Genomic DNA, 22,314 nt, shown 5'->3' with positions numbered 1-22,314 from the left:
TGCGGTACGGGATGCAGCTGCCCGTCCAGTCGCAGAGCACCCTCTACGCGGAGGGGTGGGAGGCGGCGGCCGGGCCCGCCGACCTGCTGGAGATCGCCCGCGCCGCCGACCGGGCCGGATTCGACTACCTGGCCGGTTGCGATCACGTCGCCATCCCCCGCCGGCTCGCCGCCGCCATGAGCACCGTCTGGTACGACCCCGTCGCCACGCTCGCCTTCCTCGCCGCCGCCACCGAACGCGTCCGGCTGCTCAGCCATGTCGCGATCGTCGGGCTGCGGCACCCGCTGCTCACCGCCAAGCAGTACGCCACCCTCGACCACCTCTCGAGCGGTCGCCTGATCCTCGGGGTCGGCGCCGGGCACGTGCAGGAGGAGTTCGAGGCCCTCGGCGTCGACTTCCGCCGACGCGGGGCCGTGCTCGACGAGTGTGTGGACGCCCTGCGCGCCGCCCTCGGGCCGGAGGAGTTCCCCGAGCACCACGGCAAGCTGTACGACTTCGAGGGGCTCGGGCAGCGGCCCCGGCCGGTGCAGGACCCTGTTCCCCTGTGGGTCGGAGGCTCCTCGCCCGCCGCCCTGCGACGGGCCGCCCTCAAGGGCGACGGGTGGCTGCCGCAGGGGGATCCGAGGGACCTGCTGCCCGCGCGGATCGGCCGTATCAAAGAGCTGCGCGAACAAGCCGGCGTTCGGGGCCCGTTCACCGTGGGCGCCATCGCCGAGCCGCTGTACGTCGGCACGCCCCGGTGGGACGTGGGGCGCCGGACCCTCACCGGCGGGCCGCGCGAGCTCGCCGAGTCGCTGCGGGCCTACCGCGCGATGGGCGTGCACCAGATCCAGGTGCGGTTCCGCAGCCGGAGCCGCGCCGAACTCGTCGACCAGATCGCGGCGTTCGGCGCCGAGGTCGCCCCCGAGCTGTGAGGAGACCCCATGGGAAAGCTGGACGGACGGGTCGTCATCGTCACCGGGGCCGCACGCGGCCAGGGCGAGCAGGAGGCGCGGCTGTTCGCGGCCGAGGGGGCCCGGGTGGTCCTGACGGACGTCCTCGACGACCAGGGCGAGACCCTCGCGAAGGAGATCGGCGGGCGGTACGTCCGTCTGGACGTGGGGCGGGAGGAGGACTGGCGGTCCGCCGTCGCCGCCGCCAAGGACGCGTACGGCCACGTCGACGGGCTCGTCAACAACGCCGGCATCCTGCGCTTCAACTCCCTCCTCGACACCCCCCTCGACGAGTTCATGCAGGTCGTCCAGGTCAATCAGGTGGGCTGCTTCCTCGGCATCAGGACGGTCGCCCCGGAGATGGCCGACGGGGGCACGATCGTCAACACCGCCTCCTGCACCGGCCTGACCGGGATGGCCGCGGTGGGCTCCTACGCCGCGACCAAGCACGCCGTGGTCGGTCTGACCCGGGTCGCCGCCCTGGAGCTGGCCGGGCGGGGGATACGTGTCAACGCCGTCTGCCCGGGGGCCGTCGACACGGCGATGTCCAACCCGGCACGGCTCGACCCGGACGCCGACCCGGAGGAGACGGCGAGGGGGCTCGACCGGCTGTACCGCAAGCTCGTGCCGCTGGGCAGGGCCGGGCGGCCGGAGGAGGTGGCCAGGCTCGCGCTGTTCCTCACCTCGGAGGACTCGTCGTACATCACGGGGCAGCCGTTCGTGATCGACGGCGGCTGGATGGCAGGCGTCAGCGTTATCTGACGTTCCATCAGCTATTGACGCTCATGGGGGCCGGTGGAACAGTCTGACCCATCGATCTGACGCACCGTCAGAACTGACCGTGGGGCGGTGAACCTCCTTGGAATTCGGCATCTTCGTTCAGGGATACGTCGGCAAACGGGCCGAGACCGACCCGCTCGCCGAGCACAAGGCGCTGATGGAGGAGACCGAGTACGTCATCCAGGCGGACAAGTCGGGCTTCAAGTACGCCTGGGCCTCGGAGCACCACTTCCTGGACGAGTACTCGCACCTCTCCGCCAACGACGTCTTCCTCGGGTACCTGGCGCACGCGACCGAGCGGATCCACCTGGGCTCGGGCATCTTCAACCCGCTCGCCCCGGTCAACCACCCGGTGAAGGTCGCCGAGAAGGTCGCGATGCTCGACCACCTCAGCGGCAACCGCTTCGAGTTCGGCAGCGGGCGGGGCGCCGGATCGCACGAGATCCTCGGCTTCATGCCGGGCGTGACCGACATGAACCACACCAAGGAACTCTGGGAAGAGACCATCGCCGAGTTCCCCAGGATGTGGCTCCAGGACGAGTACCAGGGCTTCCAGGGCAAGCACTGGTCGCTGCCGCCGCGGAAGATCCTGCCGAAGCCGTACGGCGCCTCGCACCCGGCGATGTGGTACGCCGCCGGGTCGCCCCCGTCGTACGCCATGGCGGCGAGGAAGGGCCTCGGTGTGCTCGGCTTCAGCGTGCAGAAGGTCTCCGACATGGAATGGGTGCTGGAGCAGTACAAGACGGCGATCGTGGACGCGGAGCCCGTCGGGGCCTTCGTGAACGACAACGTGATGGTGACGACCACGGCTATCTGCGCGCCGACCCATGCCGAGGCGGTCCGGATCGCCGCGAGCGGGGGGCTGCACTATCTGCCCTCGCTGGTCTTCCGGTACCACGACACGTTCCCCCGGCCCGAGGGCTTCCCCGTGTGGCCGGAGACGCTGCCGGAGTACACCGAGGAGTTGGTGGAGGTCCTGATCGAGGAGGAGCTGCTGATCTGCGGGGACCCGGACGAGGTGCTGCGGCAGTGCAAGCGGTGGGAACAGGCCGGGGCCGATCAGCTGAGCTTCGGGCTGCCGGTGGGGGTGCCGAAGGAGGAGACGCTGCAGACGATCCGGCTGGTCGGGGAGCACGTGATCCCCAAGATCGATACGGATCCCGTGCATCGGACGTCGCGGTTCCGAGGGGTGGCTTGAGCGTGCGGTGGCGGGCGTGGGCGCGTCGTGGCCGGCCGCGCCCACGCGGCGGAGCCGCAAATCGGCACAGCCCCGCGCCCCTCAGGCGTCGTACTCGAGGGAGTTGAGTCGTCATGCTCGATCACGTCATCACAGGGGCGACCGTCGTCGACGGCACCGGTGCGCCCGGCTACACCGCCGACGTAGGCGTCAAAGACGGCCGCATCGCCGTCATCGGCAAGGTCACCGAGGAAGCCCGCACCACCGAGGACGCCTCCGGGCTCGTCCTCACCCCCGGCTTCGTCGATCCCCACACCCACTACGACGCCCAGCTCTTCTGGGATCCGTACGCCACGCCGTCCCTCAACCACGGGGTCACCACCGTCGCCGGCGGGAACTGCGGGTTCACGCTGGCGCCGCTGCATCCCGATCGGCCCGAGGACGCCGACTACACGCGGCGGATGATGTCCAGGGTCGAGGGCATGGCGCTGGTGGCGCTGGAGGAGGGGGCACCCTGGAGCTGGCACTCCTTCGGACAGTACCTGGACGCCCTGGAGGGGCGGATCGCCGTCAACGCCGGCTTCATGGTGGGGCACTGCGCGCTGCGGCGGTATGTGATGGGACCGCGGGCCGTCGGCGGGCAGCCGACCCAGGAGGAGCTCGCGGCGATGGTGCGGTTGCTCCGGGAGGCCATGGACGCCGGGGCCTGGGGGCTGTCCACCACCCAGTCGACCAGCCACTCCGACGGCGACGGGCAGCCGGTCGCCTCGCGGCATGCCCGGCCGGCCGAGTTGCTGGCGCTGTCGCGGGCCGTCGGGGAGTGCGAGGGCACGCAGATCGAGGCGATCGTCGCGGGCTGTCTGGACCAGTTCAGTGACGCGGAGATCGACCTGTTCGTGGAGATGAGCGCGGTGGCCGGGCGGCCGCTGAACTGGAACGTGCTGACGATCGACGCGGCCGTCCCCGAGCGGGTGCCCCGGCAGTTGCTCGCGAGCGAACAGGCCAGGAAGGCCGGCGGCAGGGTCGTGGCGCTGACCATGCCGATCCTCACGCCGATGAACATGTCGCTGGGGACGTTCTGCGCGCTGAACCTCATCCCCGGGTGGGGGCCGGTGCTCGGGCTGCCCGTGCCGCAGCGGATCGAGAAACTGCGCGACCCCGGCGTCCGAGCCGGGATGCTGGAACGCGCCAACTCGAAGGAAGCCGGCGTCTTCCGGCGGCTCGCGAACTTCGGCCGGTACGTCATCGGCGACACCTACAGCGAGGCGAACGCCGGGCTGACCGGGCGCGTGGTGAAGGACATCGCCGAGGAGCGCGGGCAGGAGCCCTTCGCGTGCCTGGTCGAGATCTGCGCCAACGACCAGCTGCGGACGGTGCTGTGGCCGATGCCGACTGACAACGACCCGGCGTCCTGGGCGCTGCGGGCGGAGACCTGGCAGCACGAGGACGTGCTGCTCGGCGGGTCCGACGCGGGCGCCCATCTGGACCGGATGTGCGGGGCGCCGTACACGACCCGGTTCCTCGGGGACTGCCTGCGGGGCCGGAAGCTGGTCGGTCTGGAGCAGGCCGTGAAGATGCTGACCGACGACCCGGCCCGGCTCTTCGGACTGCGGGAACGGGGGCGGATCCGGGAGGGCTGGCACGCGGACCTGGTCCTGCTCGACCCGGAGCGGATCGACGCGGGCCCGGCCACCCTGGTGCACGACCTGCCGGGCGACAGCCCGCGGCTGGACTCCCGGGCGCTGGGCGTACGGGCCGTCTGGGTCAACGGGGCCGAGGCGATCCGGGACGACGTGGTGACCGGGGCCGTGCCGGGCCGGGTGCTGCGCTCGGGGCGGGACACGGAGACGGTGAGCACGCGGTGACGGCACGGCAGTCGCTGTTCGTCGGCGGCTCCTGGGCCGAGCCGGACGGCGGGCACTACGCGGTGATCGACCCGGCGACCGGGCAGACCGTCGGGTGGGCGCCACAGGCCTCGCGGGATCAGGTGCTCGCGGCCTGTGCCGCGGCCCGCGAGGCCTTCGGGCCGTGGTCGCGCACTCCGCCGGAGGAGCGGGCGGCGGTGCTCGGGCGGGCGGCGGGGATCATCGCCGGCCATCTGAAGGAGTACGCGGAGCTGGCCCGGGCCGAGACCGGCGCGACCACCGGCACGGCCCGGGCCATGCAGGTCGGGGTCGCCGCCGCCCGCTTCCGGCGCTACGCGCGCGTGGAAAGCGCCGAGTGGGCGATCCCGCCGCAGATCAACGAGGCGGGGCCGATGGGGAAGGCCGGCGTGATGGGTGCCCTGGCGATCCGGCAGCCCGTCGGGGTCGTCACCTGCATCACCTCGTACAACAACCCCTGGGCCAACCCCGCCGGCAAGGTCGCGCCCGCCCTGGCCATGGGCAACACGGTCGTGGTGAAACCGGCCCCGCAGGACCCCCTGTCGGTCTACCGGATGGCTCAGGCCCTGGAGGCGGCCGGAGTGCCACCGGGCGTGGTGAACGTGGTCGGCGGCCCGGGCGGCGAGACCGGTGAGGCGGCCGTGGCGTCACCGGACGTCGACATGGTCAGCTTCACCGGCTCCACGGCGGTCGGGCAGCGCATCGCCGAGGTGTGCGGGCGCGGCATGAAACGGCAGTTGATGGAACTGGGCGGGAAGGGCGCGGCGGTCGTCTTCGACGACGCCGACCTCGGCTCGGCCGTGGCCGGGATCGGCACCACCTTCTCCTTCTACAGCGGGCAGATCTGCACGGCACCGACCAGGGTGCTGGCACAGCGCGGGATCCACGACCGGCTGGTCGAGCAACTGGCCGCCTACGCGAGCCGGTTGAAGGTCGGTGATCCGCGCGAGCCGGACACCGTGGTCGGGCCGGTGATCTCGGCGGCGCACCGGGACCGGGTGGAGTCGTACGTCGAACTGGGCCGGAAGGAGGGCGCGGTGGTGGTGACGGGCGGTGAACGCCCGGACCTGCCCTCGGGCTTCTACGTCGCCCCGACCTTGCTCGCCGACTGCACCAACGACATGCGCGTGGTCCGCGAGGAGATCTTCGGGCCGGTGGTGGCCGTCGTCCCCTTCGACGACGAGGAGGAGGGCGTCGCGCTCGCCAACGACACCGACTACGGGCTCATCGACTACGTCTGGTCGGGTGACGTGGCCCGTGCCTTCCGGGTGGCGCGGCGGCTCAGGGCCGGCGGGGTGGGGGTGAACACCGTCGGGCGGAACATGGAGGCGCCCTTCGGCGGCTTCAAGCGCAGCGGCGTCGGCCGGGACGTCGGCAGTTACGCGCTGCACGCCTACAGCGAGGTGCAGGCGATCGTCTGGCCGGGCTGACGCGCCTCAGCCGTCCAGGTCCACCCGTACGGTCAGCAGGTTCGTCCCGAGGACCCGCACCCCCAGGCTGTTGACCCGGGGCAGCGCCCGCAGCCGCGCCACCGGGTCGTCCTGCGGCATCAGATGCGCGGTGCCCTCGTGCCACCGCCCGCGGATGCGCACCCGCACCCGCGGATCGGCCTTGATGTTGCGCACGTACTGCGACCGTTCGCCGAACTCCGACACCAGCCAGAAGGAGCCGCCGACGCGGCGCCCGCCCACCGGCGTCCGACGGGGCAGCCCGGAGACGCGGCCCGTCGTCTCCAGGACCGTCTGGAGGGGCAGGCGGCGCAGGAGCGGGTTGAGGCGGCGCTGGAAGGCCGTGGTCGCCCGGAATCTCAGGTCGGCGCGTCGGGACATCGTCGGCGGGTCTCCTTCACACGAAGCTCTCACAGAACGCGTGATGGTTCCTGCTTCAATGATCCCAGACGCGGCATCGAGGAGAGCGGGTGGCTGCGGATGCGGATCGTGACCTGGAACCTGTGGTGGCGCTTCGGGCCGTGGCAGACGCGGCAGAAGGCGATTCTCACGGCCCTGCGGGAGCTGCGGCCCGACGTCGTGGGACTGCAGGAGGTCTGGGCGGCCGACGGCGAGAACCTCGCCGAGTGGCTGGCCGGTGAGCTCGGTCTGCACTGGGCCTGGGGCGCCTCGCCCGCCCCCGAGCGCTGGCAGCGGCGGATCGGGGACCCCACCGTCGGCATCGGCAACGCCGTGCTCAGCAGATGGCCGGTCGTCGACCAGGACGTGCTGCCGCTGCCCGCCCCGGCCGACATGGACGACGGCCGCCTGGCCCTCTACGCCCGCCTGGCCACGCCCTGCCACGAAGTCCCCTTCTTCACGGCCCACTTCAGCTCCGCCCCGGACGCTTCGGCGGTCCGCTGCGGCCAGGCCGCGGCGCTCGCCGGCTTCGTCGCCCGGCACCGCGGCGACACCCCCTTCCCGCCCGTCGTCACCGGCGACCTCAACGCCTGGCCCGACTCCGACGAGGTCCGCCTGCTCGGCGGCTACAAGACCGCCCCGGCCGTGCCCGGCCAGGTCCTGCTCGACGCCTGGGCGTACGCCGACCCGGCCGCCCCCGCCGCCACGTGGGACGCGGCCAACCCGTACGTGGCGGCGACCCATGAGCCCAGCGTGCGCATCGACTACATCCACGTGGGCCCGCCCGGCCCCGGCGGACTCGGCCGTGTCCGGGACGTGCGGCGGGCCTGCGACGGCCCGGTCGACGGGGTGTGGCCCTCCGACCACGCGGCGGTCGTGGCCGACCTGGCGGACACCCCTTAGGGCCTGTCGTTTGGATCACGCCGCAGACGCGGGTCTGGCACGCGCATCTGCCGCGTTGTCGTCGGTTGCCGACGCTCCGCGTCGACGCCCTCCTCCGCCTTGCATCTGCACGCACCAGACCCCGCTCACCGGCGCTGAACAGCGCGGTCGCTTTCCTGCGACCTGACCAAACGACAGGCCCTAGCGGCGTCCCAGGAAGACCGGATTCGTGAACGCCGCCAGCGGTCCGGGGAGCGGTCCCGCCGCCGCCTCGTGCCGCAGCTCGGCCCGTACGTACGCCGCGTACGACGGGGTCGTCCGCCACTCGACCACGCCCGAACCGGAGACCGGCAGAGGGGCACTGGTGTGGACGACGCCCTGGTCGGTGACGAAGCGGACCGTGCAGCGGGGGGCGCCCGTCACGTCGAGGCGGACGGTGACCGGGGTGTCGCGGCCCACGGCGAGCCGCTCGCCGATGCCGGCGTGCTCGCCGCGTCCGCCGGACGCCCCGAACGACAGCGTGACCCTGGCGGACTCGGCGATGTACGACCGTCCCGCCCGGATGCCCTCCTGGACGGCCTCCCGGGTCAGGTCGTCGGCCAGGACGACCGTCTGGGGGCTGCCCACCGCGTCCGGAGAGCGGTGAGCGTCGCTGCTGCCCATCGCCGGGAGCCAGCCGCGCCCGTCCCGTACGGACGCCACGAGCATGCTGTCCCAGTCGGCCAGCGCCACCTCGTCGTCGGGCGTGTAGGGGCCGTTCCACACCTCCACCGCGTCCGCCTCGTCGAAGCCGAACTTCCAGTTGCAGCCGATGCAGGTGGCGTGCGGGTGGGCCGGGACGACCAGGCCGCCGGCGCGGCGGATCTGCCGGGCGAACCGGCCGAAGCGGTTGTCCCGGGCCCGGTAGCGCCAGTCGACGAAGGTGCCCGGGTCCGTGCCGAGCGCGACGACGTGCCCGTTGCGGGTGGTGACCTCCTCGCCCAGCATGACCAGCAGGTCGTCCCCGGCCACGTCGGCCCAGTGGGCGTGCGCCGCATGCGTGTTGTGCTCGGAGGAGTTGATGAAGTCCAGACCGGCGGCCCGGGCCAGTGCGCCGATCTCGGCGGGGGTGCGGCGGCCGTCGGAGTGCCAGGAGTGCAGATGGCAGTCGCCCCGGTACCAGGCCCGCCCCCGGCCCTTCGCCCGCTCCGGCGGATACACCGGCTCCGCGGCCTCGCCCGGCTCCCCGTACGTCAGCGTGAGGGTGATCTCGTACGACAGGCCCTGCGGGGCGACCGTGTACGGGCCGAGTGCGATGTGCCAGGTGCCCTCGCGCACCGGGCCCGGGAGGTAGCCGGGCGTCGCGTCGTCGGCGCGGAGGAAGAACTCGGTGCGCGCCCCGCCCGACCAGCCGCGAAAGCCCCGGCCGCCGAGCTCGGTGCCGCGATCGTCGAAGACGCCGATGTCGAGGGCGTTGCCCAGGGTGCCGGCCGGGACGGACGGCCGGTCGTAGGTGTAGGCGACCTTGAGCTCCCGGACACCGGCCGGGACCTCCACGGGCACGTACACGAAGTCCGGGGAGCCGGGCGGCAGCGTGCCGCGCACGGTTCTGCTCTCCCGGCCCCCGTCGGCCGCTGACGCGAAGCTCACGCTTCCCAACGTAAGCGCGGCCGCCGCTCCCGTCACGAACAGAGCGCGCCGGCCGAACCCGCCGTGGCTGTCCTCGCACATGCTGCTGCTCCCCGGGTGTCGTCGATGACATGGCATGGGTGGTGCGGGGGTGGTGCGTCGAACCTCGTGTCCAGCCTGGTATTGAGCCGTGAACTCCGGTGCAAGGGAAGGGGATCGGCGGATTTCCCCCGCACGGCCCCCAGTGAATGCCGACCGGTCGGTATCGACATCGTTCCGTCCCTCGGGTACAGATGGGGCATGCGCATCGCCGTGACGATCTTCCTCACCGACGAGACGATCACCCCGACCCGGCTCGCCCGGGAGCTGGAGGACCGCGGTTTCGCCGGGTTGTATCTGCCCGAGCACACCCACATCCCCGTCGAGCGGACCACCCCGTACCCGGCGGGCGGTGACCTGCCGCCCGAGTACGGCCGCACCCTCGATCCCTTCGTGGCCCTCGGCCAGGCCGCCGCCGTCACCGAGCGGCTCGGGCTCGGCACGGGCATCACGCTCGTCGCCCAGCACGATCCGATCGACCTGGCCAAGCAGATCGCGACCCTCGACCATCTCTCCGGCGGCCGGTTCACGCTCGGGCTCGGCTTCGGATGGAACGTCGAGGAGGCCGCCGACCACGGCGTGCGGTGGAACACCCGGCGCGAGCTGGTGCGCGACCGGATGGCGTTGATGCGGGCGCTGTGGTCGGCGGAGCCGGTCGCCTACGAGGGGGAGTTCGGCGGCGTCCGGGCCAGTCACGCGCATCCGAAGCCGGTGCAGAAGCCGCGCGGTCCGGTCGTCGGCCCGCGCACGCTCGTCGGCGGGGCCGCCGGACCCAAGCTGTTCGCGCACATCGGCGAGTACGCCGACGGGTGGCTGCCGATCGGCGGTCGCGGCCTCGGCGAGTCGCTGCCCGCCCTGCGCACCGCCTGGGCCGACGCCGGGCGCGACCCCGAGGCCCTCCAGGTCGTCCCCTACGCCGTCCACCCCAGCCCGGGCAAGCTCGCCCACTACGCCGACCTCGGCATCCGGGAGGTCGTGGCGCAGCTCCCCCCGGCGGGGGAGGCGGAGGTGCTGAAGACGCTGGACGGCCTGGCCGGATACCTCTGACCAACTTCCCTGCCCGGCAGGGCGGTTGGCTCCCTCTACTAAACTGCGGGTCAGTTCGCCACGGGGGGAGAGAGCGTCATGAGGCTTGCCTGGTTTTCCTGGCTCCTGCGTCATTTCACCGAGTACGGCTACAGCCAGGGGCCGTTGCGTGCCGCGATCGGCACGGTGGCCGTGCTGGTGACCGCCGCGCTGGCCTGGTTCGCCCTGCACCGCAACAGACCGGCCGCCGTCGCCGCCGCCGGCCTCACCTCGGCCCTGGGCATCGGGTGGCTGGCCTTCCACTGACGGGGCTTCCCCGGCTCTGATCAGCGCACTCGTATGCTCGAAGGATGACGACTTCCGCGACCTCCGGAACCGGCCCCACCGAGAACTCCATGCGTCGCGCCCTGAAACGGGCCAGGGACGGCGTCTCGCTCGACGTCGCCGAGGCGGCGGTGCTGCTCCAGGCGCGGGGTGAGCGGCTGGAGGACCTGTCGGCCTCGGCCGCCCGGGTGCGGGACGCGGGCCTGGCGGCGGCCGGGCGGCCGGGCGTCATCACGTACTCGAAGAGCGTCTTCATCCCCCTGACGCGGCTGTGCCGGGACAAGTGCCACTACTGCACGTTCGTCACCGTCCCCGGCAAGCTGCGCCGGGAGGGCCACGGGATGTTCATGTCCCCGGACGAGGTGCTGGACGTCGCCCGCAAGGGCGCCGCCCTCGGCTGCAAGGAAGCCCTCATCACCCTCGGCGACAAGCCCGAGGACCGCTGGCCGGAGGCGCGCGAGTGGCTCGACGCGCACGGCTACGACGACACCATCGCCTACGTCCGGGCCATCTCCATCCGCATCCTGGAGGAGACGGGCCTGCTGCCCCACCTGAACCCGGGCGTCATGAGCTGGACGGACTTCCAGCGTCTGAAGCCGGTCGCGCCCAGCATGGGCATGATGCTGGAGACCACCGCGACCCGCCTCTGGTCGGAGCCGGGCGGCCCGCACCACGGTTCTCCCGACAAGGAACCCGCCGTCCGCCTGCGGGTCCTGGAGGACGCGGGGCGTTCCTCCGTGCCGTTCACCTCCGGGGTCCTCATAGGCATCGGCGAGACCTACGAGGAGCGCGCCGAGTCGCTGTTCGCGCTGCGGAAGGTCTCCCGGGCCTACCACGGCGTCCAGGAACTGATCATCCAGAACTTCCGCGCCAAGCCGGACACCGCGATGCGCGGCATGCCCGACGCGGAACTGGACGAACTGGTCGCCACGGTGGCCGTCGCCCGGCTCCTCATGGGCCCCTCGGGCTGCATCCAGGCGCCGCCCAACCTCGTCGACGACGAGTACGAGCGGCTGATCGGCGCCGGTATCGACGACTGGGGAGGTGTCTCCCCGCTCACCATCGACCACGTCAACCCCGAGCGCCCCTGGCCGCAGATCGAGCAGCTCGCCGAGAAGTCCCGCGCCGCCGGTTTCGAACTGCGCGAACGGCTCTGCGTGTACCCGGAGTTCGTGCGGCGCGGCGAGCCCTGGCTGGACCCCCGGCTGCGCCCGCACGTGGCCGCGCTGGCCGACCCGGAGACCGGGCTCGCCCGCCCCGAGGCCCTGCCGGAGGGCCTGCCGTGGCAGGAGCCGGAGGAGGTCTTCGTCGCGTCCGGCCGCACCGACCTGCACTCCTCGATCGACTCCGAGGGCCGTACGTCGGACCGGCGGGACGACTTCGACGAGGTGTACGGCGACTGGGGCGCCCTGCGCGAGGCCGCCGCCCCGGGCATGGCGCCCGAGCGCATCGACACCGACGTACGGCAGGCCCTGCGCACGGCCGCCGACGATCCGACGAAGCTGACCGACGACGAGGCGCTGGCGCTGCTGCACGCGGACGGCCCGGCGCTGGACGCCCTCGCCCGGGTCGCCGACGACGTCCGCAAGTCGGCCGTGGGCGACGACGTCACCTACATCGTCACCCGCAACATCAACTTCACCAACGTCTGCTACACGGGCTGCCGCTTCTGCGCCTTCGCCCAGCGCCGCACGGACGCCGACGCCTACACCCTCTCCCTGGACCAGGTCGCCGACCGGGCCCAGCAGGCCTGGGAGGTGGGCGCGGTGGAGGTGTGCATGCAGGGCGGCATTCACCCGGACCTGCCCGGCACGGCGTACTTCGACATCGCGCGGGCCGTGAAGGAACGCGTCCCGGGCATGCACGTGCACGCCTTCTCACCGATGGAGGTCGTCAACGGCGCGACCCGCACCGGCATGTCCGTCCGCGAGTGGCTGACCGCCGCGAAGGAGGCGGGCCTGGACACCATCCCGGGCACGGCCGCCGAGATCCTCGACGACGAGGTCCGCTGGATCCTCACCAAGGGCAAGCTGCCCGCAGCCGACTGGATCGACGTCGTGACGACCGCCCACGAGCTGGGCATCCGCTCGTCCTCGACGATGATGTACGGGCACGTCGACCAGCCCCGGCACTGGCTCGGGCATCTGCGCACCCTCGCCGGCATCCAGCAGCGCACGGGCGGCTTCACCGAGTTCGTGACGCTGCCGTTCGTGCACACCAACGCGCCGGTCTACCTGGCGGGGATCGCCCGCCCGGGCCCGACCCTGCGGGACAACCGCGCGGTCACGGCCATGGCCCGGCTCCTGCTGCACCCGTACATCCCCAACATCCAGACCAGCTGGGTGAAGCTGGGCACGGAGGGCGCGGCCGAGATGCTCCGCTCGGGCGCGAACGACCTCGGCGGGACGCTCATGGAGGAGACCATCTCCCGCATGGCGGGCTCGTCGTACGGCTCGTACAAGTCGGTCAAGGACCTGATCGCGGTGGCGGACGCGGCGGGCCGCCCGGCCAGGGCCCGGAACACCCTGTACGGGGAGGTGCCCGAGGAGCGGCAGCGGGCGGCGCAGGCGTCGGACGGGCACCTGCCCGAGCTGCTGCCGGTGCTGGACTGACGCGTCACTGGCCCCCGGCGTCCGCCGGCTGATGCGCCGTGAGGGTGCGGTCGGCCGCGGCGCCGGGGCTCGCCGGTCGTGGGGGAGGCGTGCCCCGCCCCAGCCACAGCAGCAGCAGGCCGAGGGCGCCGGCGATCGCCGGCCAGTAGAGGTAGCGGAAGTCCGTGGCGGGCATGATCGGCAGATAGCCGAGGATGTAGGCCGCCGAGCTGACACCGAGCGCCCGGACCGGCATCGAGAAGACGCCCGTGCCGGGCCGGACGGCGAGCACGAGCGCGACCGCGAGCCAGAACCAGCCGCGGAACAGCCAGGGCAGGTCCTCGGCCATGCCGTTGACGTACGTGCCGAGCATGTCCTCCAGCCGGGGGTGTGCCACCTCGATGCCCAGGTCGTTGCGGGAGACCCCCGCCTTGTACGCGTAGTCGGTCTCGAACAGCAGGGTCGTGAACAGCAGCAGGCGGTACTGGAGATAGTGCGGCACATGCCCGCTCATCTCCCGCAGCCACAGGGATGTGATCTCGCCCGAGTCGCCGCGCAACCCGTCCGCCGGGCGCTGGTAGCAGGCCCAGTAGGCGTCGGACAGGGCGCCGACGCGCTCGCATTCGCGCGCCGAGGCCACGAGCCGGTCCCGCAGCCCGGGTGGCACATCCGCCGACCGGAGCTCGTCCACGCGCAGCACGTGCACGAGGTCGTCGAGCATGATCTGCGCGCCCTGGTTCGTCCGGAGCGGATGCGCGAACAGGGAGATGGCGGCGGCGGGCACGACGAGCCCGGTGACGAGGGCCGCCGTGCACTTCAGCCACGTACGGCGTCCGGGCGTGCCCCACAGGGCGAGGACCAGCATCACGAAGACGGGGATCGCGGCGACGACGGCGTTCTTGCGCACCAGCATCGCGTAGGCGAGGAACAGCACGCCCAGCCAGAGCAGGCCCCAGCGCACGGCGGGGCGGCGAGGGACGCCGTCGCGCGGCAGCAGGCCGGTGAACGCGATCGCGCAGGCGGCGAGCAGCGCGAACGCCGCGTGCACGTCCTTCCACACCACCCCGGCGAACGTCAGCACGAACGGCGTCAGACCGAGCCCGAGCACGGCCGGCGGACCGCCCCGGCTCCCGGTCAGCCTCCCCACGCACAGGGCCAGCACGCACAGTGCCGCCCAGAGGACGAGGCACTGGAGGACCAGCAGGGACGTGATCGAGCCGGTCACCGCGATGAGCGCCCGCCACACCAGGCTGAGCACGGGCGGATGCCAGTCGGTCAGGGGCTTCTTCCCCTCGGCCTGGCGGAGCTGGTCGAGGCTGTCGGGACTCAGGTAGCCGGGGGCGAAGACGAGGATGGTGACCAGGCAGCACACGGCGGCGACGGTGGCCAGGAGCCAGACCCGGTGCCGCGCCCGAAGCGTCCGTCCCATTTGTCCCATGTGCCGGATGCTAACGGCTCAGGGTGCGATGAAGACGTAGCGCCGGTAGGCGTAGAAGCGGAACAGGGTCGCGAGCACCCAGCCGAGGATGCGGGCCGTGTTGTCGCTGAGCGCGGAGTCGAGTCCGAGCAGGTGCCGGGAGGCGAAGACGGTCCCGGCGGTGATGGCGAGCCCCACGCCGTTCGCGACGAGGAAGAGGGCGAGTTCGCGGGTCACCTTCTCGCGGTGCCGGTCGCGGTAGGTCCAGTAGCGGTTCCCGGCCCAGCTGAACAGCGCGGCGGCGCAGGTCGCGACGACGGACGCCTGGACCGGGGAGGCGCTCATCGGCCCGCCCCGCGCGCCGCCGGGCAGTCCGAAGACGAGCAGGTTGTAACCGCCGTTGTCGACGACGAACGCCAGCGCGCCGACGACGCCGAACTTGGCGGCTTCGCGCCAGATGCCCTGCACGGCGTGGCGCACGGAGCTGGTCACAGAGATGGAAACCGGCACAAAAGGGAGAGTAGCCATCCGGCGTGCCCTCGCTCGGCGGGCTCGCTCATATCGCATCATTTCCTACTATCCGACAGCGCTTCGGCCGAGGAGTGGGAGTGGCAGTGGAACCGACGATCGCGTGTGTCGTGCCGTGTCACAACGAGGAGGCGGCCGTCGGCAAGGTGGTCCGCGACCTGCGCGCGGCCCTCCCCGAGGCCGTCGTCTACGTGTACGACAACGCCTCCACCGACCGCACCGTGGAGGTCGCCCGGCAGGCCGGCGCGATCGTGCGGGAGGAGACCCGCAAGGGCAAGGGCAACGTCATCCGCCGCGCCTTCGCCGACGTCGACGCCGACGCGCTGCTCATCATCGACGGCGACGACACCTACGACGCCTCCCGCGCCCGGGACTTGGTGGACCTGCTCTTCGAGGGGCCGTACGACCAGGTCGTCGGAGCGCGCCGGGTGACCGACGACGGTGCCTACCGGGCCGGTCACGCGGTCGGCAACAAGGTGCTCACCGGGGCCGTGCGGTCCCTGTTCGGCAACGACGTGACGGACATGCTGAGCGGCTACCGGGTCTTCTCGCGGCGCTTCGTGAAGTCCTTCCCGGCGCTCGCCCGGGAGTTCGAGACCGAGACCGAGATGACCATCCACGCGCTGCACCTGCGGCTGCCCACGGCGGAGGTGGTCGTCGACTACCGGGTCCGGCCCGCGGGCGGCGAGAGCAAGCTGCGCACCTACCGGGACGGCTGGCGCATCCTGCGGGTCATCCTCGACCTGGCCCGGCGCGAGCGCCCCTCGCTGGTCCACACCGTCGTCGCCGGGGTCCTGGCCCTCGTCTCGGTCATCCTCGGCATCCCCGTCATCGCCGACTTCGTCGAGACGGGCACCGTGCCCCGGGTGCCCACGGCGATCCTCGCCGCCGCGATCATGACCATCGCGGCCCTCGTGCTGCTCGTGGGCTACATCCTCGAGTCGCTGACGCACATGCGCCAGGAGCAGACCCGTCTGGTGCACCTCTCCTACCCGGCCCCGGTGCGCACCCCCCGCTACACCGCCCGCGGCGCCGGCACGGGCCCGGTCCCGGTCCGCAAGACCGCCGGCGGCCCCTGAGGCGGCCGAGGCTCCTGAGGCACCGGGGGAACGGCGGACGCGCAGTACGATGATCGGAACCCCGTTGCGGTGCGGGGTCCCGTGACTGAGGAGATGCGTGCCGGTGCCTGCCCGACTTCCTTCGTGGGCCTGGGTGACCGGGCTGACCGTGGGAGCGATAGCCGCGGTGACGGTCCTGGGCGTACAGGCCGACCGGGGCCCGCACCCCACCGCCACGTCGGCCAAGCCGAGCAGCACGCCCTCGGCGCAGCCCACCCCCACCGCCTCGGCCCCGGCGAAGGTGCCCGACGGCTCCGGCACCGGCCGGCGCATCGTCTACTCCCTCGGCGGGAAGCGGGTGTGGCTGGTCGACGCGAGCGAGGCCACCCGCCGCACCTTCACCGTCTGGCCGGGCTCGGTCAGCCCCGACCCGGGCAGCTACACGGTGTCGTCGCGCAACGCGGCCACGACCGGCTCGGACGGCGTCCAGATCGAGCACATCCTGTACTTCGCCGCGAAGTCCGGCGTCTCCGTCGCCTTCTCCAACGCCGTCGACGGGGCCTCGCCGCCGCCCGCCGCCTCCGGCACCAGGACGGGCGGAGTCAGAATGCGGAAGGCGGACGGCACGGCACTGTGGGCGTTCGGCACGGTCGGCACGACCGTGACCGTGGTCAAGTAGCGGCAGCGCTCAGGAGGCGGAGGTCTCCGTCCGCGGGGCCGACAGCTGGTTGACGATCAGCACGACCCCGCTGAACAGGAAGATCCGGGTCGCGGCGTCCAGCCCGTTCCAGCTCTTGGACTGCCACATCGAGAACCACTCGCCGCCGATCGCGATGAACCCGGCCCCGAACAGCAGCATCACCATCAGCAGCCCGTAGGTGGACATCCGCCGGGCGCGCAGGTCATCGCGTCTGGCCCACAGCCAGCTCCCGTATATGAGGACCAGCGCGGCGACGGTCTCCCAGACGATGATCCCGACGTAGGCGGCGTCCTGCAGCCCTTGGCTCGTGACGGCCCGCCACATCAGGTCCTCGTCCTTGAACGTGGTGTCCATGGCCAGCACATGCCGGACGAACTGCTGGTTGGTCCCGAAGTCGGTGATGTTCCCTAAGGCGACGAGCGCCATGTAGAGGGCGATGGTCGCGGTGAGCAAGGTGGCGGCGAGCGACAGGGCGCCGCGTGATGTGGAGGTGGCCATGCCGATCATTCTCCCCACGCGTGGCCGTGCGGTGTACCCCGCGGCCGTTGGACGAGAATGCCGACGCAGGCCGACCCGCGCGAGTCGAGGGGGAACCTACCGGTGGCGCGGGCGAACCCGTCCATGCGGGAGCCGACAAGGCAGCGCGGCCGGGCCGGGCAATGACCTCGTGCGGGACGTCGAGCATGGCACGATACGGGGCCAACAGGGCCCTTGTGCCGGGACATTGGCGAGTGGGATCACCAGCCGCGACGACCAGGAGCCCTGCCGCGTCACGGCCCCCGCCCGCCGACCGCCGTCAGCCGCCAACCCCGGGATGAGAAGCGTTCGGTAAAGCGATCACCAAGGCGATGTGTAGCTGTCCAAGGAAATGTGACGGATTGACCAGGTGTATGGACGTGGAATTTGTCACCGTCGTCGCTTGACGATGAACTGGGCAGATAGTGTGAGCGATCCTGTGCATCCGGCGATCAGGTCTCCTGGGGTCGGAGTGTGTGACCGAGACCCGAGCGCCTTGAGGGGAAAGGCGCCGCGTGGCCCCGACGGAGGATTCAGCAACCGTGGACGCGCAAGGCCGTGGGCGGGCGGACGACATCGACCCCGCAGACCAGTGGGTAGTCAATCCGACCACCGGCGAATACGAACTGCGACTGACTCCTTCCGCACCGCAGTCATCGGTGCCAGGACCTCGTAGATCCGCTCCCCGCTCCGGCGGTGCGGGCGGGGCGACACGCAACCGGTCGGCAGCGCCGGGCCGTACGGCGCCCGCCGAGGCGCCCGGCCGTGACGTGCCGCCGCCACGCAGACGCCGCGGTGCGCCCGAGGAGCCACTGCCGGGGCGGCGCAACCGGCGGCCGGTCAAGAAGAAGGCCAGGGCCAAGAAGGTCGTGCTGTGGACCGGCGGCGTCATGGCCTTCGTGCTCGTCGGCACCGCCGGGGCCGCCTTTCTGTACCTCAAGCACCTCGAAGGCAACGTCACGACCGAGGACGTCGGCAACGTGGCGGATGACGGCTTCAGCAAGGACGAGGCCTTCAACATCCTGATCATCGGCACCGACAAGCGGACCGGCGCGGGCAACGAGGGCTACGGCGACAAGGGCAGCGTCGGGCACGCCGACACCAACATCCTGCTGCACGTCTCCAAGGACCGTACGAACGCGACGGCGATGAGCATCCCGCGGGACCTCGTCATCGATGTGCCCGACTGCGAGGCGAGTGACGGCTCGATCATCCCGGGCACGCAGGACGTCCGCTTCAACACCAGCCTCGGCCAGGACGGCCGCGACCCGGGCTGCACCATGAAGACGGTCGAAGAGGTCACCGGCGTCGACGTGAACCACTTCGTGATGGCCGACTTCAACGCGGTGAAGACGCTGACGACGGCCGTGGGCGGCGTGGAGGTCTGCCTGAAGAAGGCCGTCAACGACAAGGACTCGAAGCTGAAGCTGCCGGCCGGCACGTCCACGATCGAGGGTGAGCAGGCCCTCGCCTTCGTTCGCACCCGGCACAGTTTCGGCAACCAGGGCGACCTGGACCGCATCAAGATCCAGCAGCAGTTCATGGGTTCGCTGATGCGCAAGATGACCTCCGGCGACGCCCTCACCAGCCCGACGAAGCTGATAAAGCTGGCCAATGCCGCCACCAAGGCGCTCACCGTCGACAAGGGCATCGGCAAGGCCAGCACGCTCAAGGACCTGGCGCTGGAGCTGAAGAAGGTGCCGGTCAAGAACATCACCTTCCTGACGACGCCGGTGGGGGACAACCCCGCGGACGGTGCCGTCAAGAAGACGGTCATCGTCGACGCCTCGCGGGGCCCTCAGGTCTTTGCGATGATCAAGAACGACGTCTCCTTCACCGAGGTCAAGGCCCAGGAGAAGAAGGAGAAGGCCGCGGTCGCCGCCCGGCTGAAGGGCCCCAAGTCCGCCGCCGACGAGGTGCGGGTGCAGATCTTCAACGGCGGGGCCCCGGCCGGCAGCGCCCAGGAGGAGCTGACCTATCTCCAGACCGAGGCGGGCGTGAGCAAGTCCGAGAACGCGGGCAACGCGGAGAAGTCGCTGGCGAAGACGACGCTCGAGTACGCCCCGGACCAGGCGGACCAGGCCCGCAGGCTGGCCGCGATCATGGGGCTGTCCGGATCGGCGATGAAGCCGGGCAGGAGCGTGACCAACTCCCAGGGCCTGCCGACCATGACGCTGACGCTGGGCGAGGACTTCAAGGGGGCCGGGGTGAAGATCGACTCCTCCTCGACGGCGCCTCCGGACGTCCCGAAGACCACGGCGAACGAGGCGCAGTGCGCCAGTTGAGCAGGCGAGGTTCCACCTGACAGGCCTGTCGTACGTCCAACAGGATGTGACGGCAAGCCTGTTCAGCAATCGTCGCCGAAGGCCGGTGACCTTCCCCCGAACGCCGGCCCCGTGAACGGGGCAGACGGCGTGCGATGACACAGGTCACACCGGGAGCGGTTGCCGACCCGCCCTCCTGCTCGAAATGATCAGGCAGACTTTTCGGTCAGATCTGATGGAGACTCAATCATGTTCGATCTCAAGAGACTTGGCTCCGTTGCCGCCGTCATCGGTCTCACCGCGGCCGGAACGATCGCTGCCACAGGTACCGCCGCTGCCGCCTCCTACAACGGTGCTTGCGGGTCCGGTTACAGCGTGATCGATTCCATGGATGTCGGCGACGGGAACGCCTTCCTCACCTACAACAGCTCCAACGGCTACAACTGTGTCGTCACCGTCAGTGACACTCAGGGGACGCCCATGGTGCTGGGCGCCAACCTGCGGCGGCACCGCACCGACACCGTGTGGAAGTCCAACGAGGAGGACTCCGGCACCTTCAAGTACTACGCGGGCCCGGTCTACACTTCCGCCCGGGACACATGCATCGACTGGGGCGGCCGCGCAGCCTCCAACTACACCCGTATCAACTACGGTGTCCACTGCGGCTGATGGCATCGCCGCACACCTCGACCGAGACCAGTCACTGAGAACGGGGAATCCCTGATGCGCACGCGCATCGGGGATTCCCTGATGCGCATGTCTGCGCATCACCCGCCGCACGACTGCGGCTGACCTCACAGAGCGACCAGGCGACCAGCATCGGTCCCCTGGCCGCGGCGACCTCGAGTCGGTGGGGCGATCAGGCCCATTCCAGATCCCTGACTGCGGGCAGATCGATGAAGCGTGCTCACGTCCGTGAGCCAGGTCAGCATTCGATGCCGTGTTCGGCAGTGGTTCTCGCATACGCTTTCCGATCAGGGCGGACCAGGCATGCGGGCCGCCCGTCGGGCTTGGGGAAGCCCGGCAGCCAGCAGGGTGGGGGAAGAGAGTTGACGCAGAGCGTGCGCGCGGAGGTGCCCGCGGCCGAGGACACGAGGTCCCTCACGCCGAAGGGCCCGATACCGCCCGCCGGTCACGGCGGGGGACGGCCCGGCGGAAGCGACCGGCGGCGTGGACGGCGTGTCCTGCGCTGGTCGGCCACCGTGCTGGCGGTGGCGATAGTCGGCACCGCGGGCGTCGGCTACCTCTACTTCGAGCGCCTCAACGCCACCATCGACAGGGACGCCCTCAACATAGGCGACGAGAAGGACAGGGCGTCCGAGTCGGAGCCGAACGCCGCCGGGCAGACCCCGCTGAACATCATGCTGATCGGCTCGGACGCCCGGGACAACGCCGAGAACCAGAAGCTCGGCGGTGCCAAGGACACGTACAACACCGCGCCGCGCGCTGACGTCCAGATGCTGCTGCACGTGTCGGCGGACCGCACCAACATGTCGGTCGTCAGCATGCCACGCGACACCCTGGTCGACATCCCGAAGTGCACCGACCCCGACAACGGCAGAGTCTTCCCGGCCGTCACCTCGACCATGACCAACGACTCCCTGGGCCGTGGCGGCCCCGGCTGCACGGTGGCGACCTGGGAGAAGCTGACCGACATACACATCGACCACTTCATCATGGTCGACTTCGCGGGTGTGGTGTCGATGGCGGACGCGATCGGCGGGGTACCGGTCTGCGTGGACGCCAACATCCGCTCCCACACCTCCAGCGGCCACGGCTCCGGCCTGGTGCTGGAGAAGGGGACCACGTACATCAAGGGCGAGCAAGCCCTGCAGTGGCTGCGCACACGGTACGGCTTCGAGGACAACACGGACATCTCGCGGGCCAAGGCCCAGCACCAGTACATGAACTCGATGGTCCGCCGGCTGCGTGAGAACGCGACACTGAGCAGCCCGAACAAGCTGCGCAAGCTTGCCGAGACGGCCACCGAGGCGCTGACGGTGGACGAAGGGCTGGGCAGCGTGACGAAGCTGTACGACCTGAGCAACGAGCTGCGGAAGGTGCCCACCGAGCGCATCACCATGACGACGATGCCGTGGCAGTACGCCTCGGACGGCAACCGAGTGGTGCCCGAGCCGGTAGAAGCGGAGAAGGTGTTCCGGCTGGTCCGTGAGGACATCGCGCTCGACGGCAAGGACAGGAAGAAGAGGAAGGACGAGACCTCCGACGCCCCGGCCGCCGCGGACGACGAGATCGCCGTCCAGGTGCACAACGGCACCCGCACCGGCACGCAGGCGGCGGTGACGGGGCGAGCCGGCGAAGTGGCCCAGCTCCTCGTCGGCAAGGGTTTCACCGCGGCCACGTCGGACTCCTCGGTGCTCCTCAGCCAGGACAAGACGGTCGTCCGCTATCCGAGCGCCGACCTGGAGGGCGACGCCCAGCGGGTCGCCAAGGCCCTCGGCATTGCGATGAGTGCGGTGAAGAAGTCGACGGACGTCTCCGGGGTCACCCTGGTCGTCGGCGCGGACTGGCGCTCGGGTACGACCTACAAGGCCGCGCGGGAGGACGACTCGCTGTCCGAGTCGGAGGACACCTTCAACGGCGCGGACACCAAGGCCTGTATGCACGTCAATCCCGACTTCACGTGGTAGCAGAGGGGCCTTCGGTCCAGGGCCGTTCTCC

19 protein-coding genes are annotated in these 22,314 nt (G+C 71.1%); 14 read left to right on the top strand and 5 right to left on the bottom strand.

Annotation, left to right across the window (positions count from 1 at the left end; all coding sequences use genetic code 11):
- Nucleotides 1–11: 11 nt before the first annotated feature.
- The 5 genes from ACFY9E_RS23355 (at nt 12) to ACFY9E_RS23335 (ending at nt 6,202) form a co-directional block, all read left to right on the top strand.
- Entirely contained in the window at nt 12–914 is a 903-nt protein-coding gene (locus tag ACFY9E_RS23355) for a TIGR03619 family F420-dependent LLM class oxidoreductase (RefSeq protein WP_390987203.1), read from the top strand.
- Nucleotides 915–923: 9 nt separating this feature from the next.
- On the top strand, nt 924–1,694 hold the full coding sequence (locus ACFY9E_RS23350; RefSeq protein WP_390987202.1) for a glucose 1-dehydrogenase: 771 nt from the start codon (nt 924–926) through the stop codon (nt 1,692–1,694).
- Between the two features lie 97 nt (nt 1,695–1,791).
- On the top strand, nt 1,792–2,910 hold the full coding sequence (locus tag ACFY9E_RS23345; protein WP_390987200.1) for an LLM class flavin-dependent oxidoreductase: 1,119 nt from the start codon (nt 1,792–1,794) through the stop codon (nt 2,908–2,910).
- A gap of 113 nt (nt 2,911–3,023) precedes the next feature.
- Nucleotides 3,024–4,754 (top strand): amidohydrolase family protein, encoded by a 1,731-nt coding sequence (locus tag ACFY9E_RS23340; protein ID WP_390987199.1) that lies wholly within the window; start codon nt 3,024–3,026, stop codon nt 4,752–4,754.
- Nucleotides 4,751–6,202 carry an aldehyde dehydrogenase family protein gene (locus tag ACFY9E_RS23335; protein ID WP_390987198.1) on the top strand — a complete coding sequence of 484 codons (1,452 nt, stop codon included), beginning with the start codon at nt 4,751–4,753 and terminating at the stop codon, nt 6,200–6,202. The genes ACFY9E_RS23340 and ACFY9E_RS23335 overlap by 4 nt, the downstream gene beginning before the upstream one ends.
- Before the next feature lie 6 nt (nt 6,203–6,208).
- Here ACFY9E_RS23335 and ACFY9E_RS23330 read toward each other — a convergent pair whose 3' ends face one another.
- Nucleotides 6,209–6,601 (bottom strand): nitroreductase/quinone reductase family protein, encoded by a 393-nt coding sequence (locus ACFY9E_RS23330; RefSeq protein ID WP_390987197.1) that lies wholly within the window; start codon nt 6,599–6,601, stop codon nt 6,209–6,211.
- Nucleotides 6,602–6,700: 99 nt separating this feature from the next.
- On the opposite strand from ACFY9E_RS23330, the gene ACFY9E_RS23325 reads away from it, so the two are divergent.
- Nucleotides 6,701–7,522, top strand: coding sequence for an endonuclease/exonuclease/phosphatase family protein (locus ACFY9E_RS23325; RefSeq protein WP_390987196.1), 822 nt, complete (start codon nt 6,701–6,703; stop codon nt 7,520–7,522).
- A gap of 180 nt (nt 7,523–7,702) precedes the next feature.
- On the opposite strand, the gene ACFY9E_RS23320 is transcribed toward ACFY9E_RS23325, so the two are convergent.
- Nucleotides 7,703–9,211: a CehA/McbA family metallohydrolase gene (locus tag ACFY9E_RS23320; RefSeq protein ID WP_390987194.1), complete on the bottom strand. Its 1,509-nt coding sequence runs from the start codon at nt 9,209–9,211 to the stop codon at nt 7,703–7,705.
- A 198-nt stretch (nt 9,212–9,409) separates the two neighbouring features.
- Between ACFY9E_RS23320 and ACFY9E_RS23315 the strand changes: the two genes are divergently transcribed.
- From ACFY9E_RS23315 to ACFY9E_RS23305, 3 genes are all read left to right on the top strand, one after another.
- Complete coding sequence (locus ACFY9E_RS23315) at nt 9,410–10,255, top strand: TIGR03619 family F420-dependent LLM class oxidoreductase (protein ID WP_390987193.1); 846 nt, start codon at nt 9,410–9,412, stop codon at nt 10,253–10,255.
- Between the two features lie 78 nt (nt 10,256–10,333).
- Nucleotides 10,334–10,540: a hypothetical protein gene (locus ACFY9E_RS23310; protein ID WP_390987192.1), complete on the top strand. Its 207-nt coding sequence runs from the start codon at nt 10,334–10,336 to the stop codon at nt 10,538–10,540.
- A gap of 44 nt (nt 10,541–10,584) precedes the next feature.
- Entirely contained in the window at nt 10,585–13,170 is a 2,586-nt protein-coding gene (locus ACFY9E_RS23305; RefSeq protein WP_390987190.1) for a bifunctional FO biosynthesis protein CofGH, read from the top strand.
- A gap of 4 nt (nt 13,171–13,174) precedes the next feature.
- On the opposite strand, the gene ACFY9E_RS23300 is transcribed toward ACFY9E_RS23305, so the two are convergent.
- Together ACFY9E_RS23300 and ACFY9E_RS23295 are read right to left on the bottom strand one after the other, a co-directional pair.
- On the bottom strand, nt 13,175–14,587 hold the full coding sequence (locus ACFY9E_RS23300; protein ID WP_390987188.1) for a hypothetical protein: 1,413 nt from the start codon (nt 14,585–14,587) through the stop codon (nt 13,175–13,177).
- Between the two features lie 18 nt (nt 14,588–14,605).
- Nucleotides 14,606–15,058: a GtrA family protein gene (locus ACFY9E_RS23295; RefSeq protein WP_390987186.1), complete on the bottom strand. Its 453-nt coding sequence runs from the start codon at nt 15,056–15,058 to the stop codon at nt 14,606–14,608.
- Between the two features lie 116 nt (nt 15,059–15,174).
- On the opposite strand from ACFY9E_RS23295, the gene ACFY9E_RS23290 reads away from it, so the two are divergent.
- Together ACFY9E_RS23290 and ACFY9E_RS23285 are read left to right on the top strand one after the other, a co-directional pair.
- Complete coding sequence (locus tag ACFY9E_RS23290) at nt 15,175–16,173, top strand: glycosyltransferase (protein ID WP_390987184.1); 999 nt, start codon at nt 15,175–15,177, stop codon at nt 16,171–16,173.
- Between the two features lie 103 nt (nt 16,174–16,276).
- Nucleotides 16,277–16,831 carry a hypothetical protein gene (locus tag ACFY9E_RS23285; RefSeq protein WP_390987182.1) on the top strand — a complete coding sequence of 185 codons (555 nt, stop codon included), beginning with the start codon at nt 16,277–16,279 and terminating at the stop codon, nt 16,829–16,831.
- 9 nt (nt 16,832–16,840) lie between these two features.
- On the opposite strand, the gene ACFY9E_RS23280 is transcribed toward ACFY9E_RS23285, so the two are convergent.
- A complete protein-coding gene (locus ACFY9E_RS23280; protein ID WP_390987180.1) occupies nt 16,841–17,350 on the bottom strand; it encodes a DUF2165 family protein in 510 nt (169 codons plus the stop codon).
- A 560-nt stretch (nt 17,351–17,910) separates the two neighbouring features.
- On the opposite strand from ACFY9E_RS23280, the gene ACFY9E_RS23275 reads away from it, so the two are divergent.
- The 3 genes from ACFY9E_RS23275 to ACFY9E_RS23265 all read left to right on the top strand — a co-directional run bounded on the left by ACFY9E_RS23275 (nt 17,911) and on the right by ACFY9E_RS23265 (nt 22,283).
- A complete protein-coding gene (locus ACFY9E_RS23275; protein WP_390987179.1) occupies nt 17,911–19,653 on the top strand; it encodes an LCP family protein in 1,743 nt (580 codons plus the stop codon).
- Between the two features lie 228 nt (nt 19,654–19,881).
- On the top strand, nt 19,882–20,301 hold the full coding sequence (locus ACFY9E_RS23270) for a spore-associated protein A (protein ID WP_390987178.1): 420 nt from the start codon (nt 19,882–19,884) through the stop codon (nt 20,299–20,301).
- A gap of 266 nt (nt 20,302–20,567) precedes the next feature.
- Nucleotides 20,568–22,283: an LCP family protein gene (locus tag ACFY9E_RS23265; RefSeq protein WP_390987176.1), complete on the top strand. Its 1,716-nt coding sequence runs from the start codon at nt 20,568–20,570 to the stop codon at nt 22,281–22,283.
- Nucleotides 22,284–22,314 lie beyond the last annotated feature (31 nt).

Origin of the sequence: Streptomyces sp. NPDC012466 (genome assembly GCF_042955215.1) — a bacterium.
GTDB lineage: Bacteria > Actinomycetota > Actinomycetes > Streptomycetales > Streptomycetaceae > Streptomyces.
Note: the sequence above shows the minus strand (reverse complement) of the source record. Positions and strands in the feature narration are given on the sequence as shown.